This is a genomic window from Nostoc sp. NMS4 (assembly GCF_017115095.1).
GTDB lineage: Bacteria > Cyanobacteriota > Cyanobacteriia > Cyanobacteriales > Nostocaceae > Nostoc.
Genome location: NZ_JABXKI010000011.1, coordinates 1 through 2,874, shown reverse-complemented (window position 1 = coordinate 2,874; position 2,874 = coordinate 1). Strand labels below are relative to the sequence as shown.

Annotated in this window: 2 protein-coding genes and 1 pseudogene; 2 read left to right on the top strand and 1 reads right to left on the bottom strand. The window is 43.8% G+C overall.

Going from position 1 to position 2,874, the window contains the following annotated elements:
• Positions 1-49: 49 nt before the first annotated feature.
• On the top strand, positions 50-1,510 hold the full coding sequence (gene gatA, locus HWQ37_RS00170) for an Asp-tRNA(Asn)/Glu-tRNA(Gln) amidotransferase subunit GatA (RefSeq protein WP_292742525.1): 1,461 nt from the start codon (positions 50-52) through the stop codon (positions 1,508-1,510).
• 119 nt (positions 1,511-1,629) lie between these two features.
• Here the strand turns inward: gatA and HWQ37_RS00165 are convergent, their stop codons facing one another.
• A complete protein-coding gene (locus HWQ37_RS00165) occupies positions 1,630-2,097 on the bottom strand; it encodes a helix-turn-helix domain-containing protein (protein ID WP_292742524.1) in 468 nt (155 codons plus the stop codon).
• 568 nt (positions 2,098-2,665) lie between these two features.
• Here HWQ37_RS00165 and HWQ37_RS00160 point away from each other — a divergent pair.
• Positions 2,666-2,874 (top strand): annotated as a pseudogene (locus HWQ37_RS00160) (PadR family transcriptional regulator); the annotation flags it as partial.

Here is a 2,874-nt window from a genome sequence, read left to right as displayed (position 1 = left end):
CAATATGTACTAAAATCAATGACTTGAGTGAGTCACAAAGAGAGCAATCATGGCATCCATCCGCGAGTTGCACCAACAGCTGGTTAAAAAAGAACGTTCTGCCGTTGAAATTACCCAAGAAGCTTTAGAGCGCATTCAAGCGTTAGAGCCGAAATTACACAGCTTTTTATGTGTGACGGCAGATCGGGCATTAGAGCAAGCGAGTGCCGTGGATGCCAAAATTGCCGCAGGAGAAGAAATTGGGCTGCTAGCGGGCATTCCTGTAGGGATTAAGGACAATATGTGTACCAAGGGGATTCCTACCACCTGCGCCTCTCGGATTTTGGAAAATTTTGTACCGCCTTATGAATCAACGGCGACGCAAAAACTGGCAGATGCTGGCGCGGTAATGGTAGGCAAAACCAACTTGGATGAGTTTGCAATGGGCAGTTCCACAGAAAACTCTGCCTATCAAGTGACGGCTAATCCTTGGGATTTGTCACGAGTTCCAGGTGGTTCTTCAGGGGGTTCGGCGGCGGCGGTAGCGTCCGAAGAATGTGTAGTTGCTCTCGGTTCTGATACTGGCGGCTCGATTCGCCAACCTGCATCTTTTTGCGGTGTAGTAGGGATGAAACCCACTTATGGTTTGGTTTCCCGTTATGGTTTGGTGGCTTACGCTTCGTCTTTAGATCAAATTGGGCCATTTGGAAATACTGTAGAAGATGCCGCAATATTATTAAGTGCGATCGCAGGTTACGATCCCAAAGACTCTACCAGTCTGAAAGTTGCCATTCCCAATTATGCTGCTACCTTAAAACCAAACTTCAAACCCAGAGGTCAGCTAAGAATTGGTATCATTAAAGAAACTTTTGGTGAAGGCTTAGACCCTGTAGTAGAACAAGCAGTTACCACAGCAGTAGATCAACTACAAAGTTTAGGAGCAGAAATTCATATAATTTCCTGTCCCCGCTTTCGCTATGGCTTACCCACCTACTACATCATCGCCCCATCCGAAGCATCAGCAAACCTAGCTCGTTACGATGGCGTTAAATATGGATATCGCGCTCCTGATGCCGATAATCTGCTATCAATGTACACTCGTACCCGTGCGGCTGGTTTTGGTACAGAAGTCAAACGCCGGATTATGATTGGCACTTACGCCCTTTCTGCTGGCTATTATGACGCTTACTACCTGAAAGCGCAAAAAGTCCGCACTTTGATTAAGCAAGACTTTGAAAAGGCTTTTGGCGCGGTCGATGTGTTAGTTTGTCCGACATCTCCCACTACAGCATTCAAAGCAGGGGAAAAAACTACTGACCCCTTGAGTATGTATTTAACTGACTTGATGACTATTCCTGTGAATCTTGCTGGTTTACCTAGTTTAAGTTTGCCATGTGGTTTTGACGATCAAGGGCTACCGATAGGATTACAGCTGATTGGCAATGTGTTGCGAGAAGACCAACTTTTTCAGGTAGCTTATGCTTATGAGCAATCTACTACTTGGCATCTGCGTAAACCGCAAATATCTTGAAAATTGGCATTGGGAAAGAGGCAGAGGGGCGGGGTGCGGGGGGCAGAGGGGAAACATCTTCTCCCTGCTCCCTGCTCCCTGCTCCCTGCTCCCTGCTCCCTGCTCCTCTACGTTTTTGGTCATTTGTTAGTCTGATTACTGACTATTGACTGTGGATTATTGTCTTCTGGAGTCAGGGATTCAGCCGTAAGCTGTGGATTAAGTATATGAAGAAGACCAGCAGATGCACCGACCAATAATAAAATATAGGTCAGAACAAGAGGTATGTATGTATTTTGTTTGTTGTCTGAATTGTAATGAGCATTTTTGGAGTCTTGACAGACAACATTGGTGGTTATAAGGCTGTAAGATAAAGCATTTCCATCCAGCCCTAAAGCATCTCCATAACGACGGATGAATCCTTGAAGGAAAATCGGCTCAGGCAATTCTTCAAATCGATCTTCTTCTAAAGCTTGCAAAATACCTGCTCGAATCATTGTTTGAGAGGCTATTTCTTCTATGCGGATAGATTTTTCTTGTCTTACTTGTCGCAAGCGTGTAGTTATTTCCTTTAGTTGCTCTACTTGAGCTTCATTTAAGAGCGTCACAGTCTTCTCCTCTATGGCCTAATTCTACTATTCATTCAGAAGACTTCAATCCGCATACGTAATTTTACTGAATATTTGATTTTCGGATAAATTTTTTTGAGAATGGCTTAATCCTGCATTTTAAAATGCTAGGGCAGCTATAGACAAGTATATTTTCTGTTGTAATCTATACCTTAATAATCGATTAATCAATCGGGTATGAAAATTAACAAGCTGCAATTTCTAATACAAGTATTGTCGTAACGGCTACTTGGGTTGGAATAATTGCAGCCTTCTTGCTTCCTGACTTTTCACGGGATCTGGAAAACCTCTCTCTAAATCTCTCTCCTTCAAGGAGAGAGACTTTGAATTTTCCCCCTTCCCTTGTCGGGAAGGGGGTTAGGTCAATCGTTAGCTTTTCCACATGACGTGAAAAGTCAGTTCTTGCTTCAGCCCTCCATAGGCATCGCTTGTGCTGTTTCGCATCGCATCTGCTTACGTCACAAATCTTCATCAAAATCCTATTCCGATATATCGGAATATATCACGATATATCGTATATTAGAGAAAGTTGATTTGAGATTCACTTATGTTTAGACATTTTCGTTCACGTTTTGGCGCACCTGCATGGGCAGGAGTTAGCGAAGAGGATTCATTGCTTGTCAGGTCTTGGTTTGGGCATGGCAACCATCATGAGAAGCATCATGGTAGACATCATGAGAAACACTTTGGCAATGAAATGTTTGGTCGTGGTTGGGGAGATGAATATCGGACTCGTCGGGGTGACATCAAGTTCAT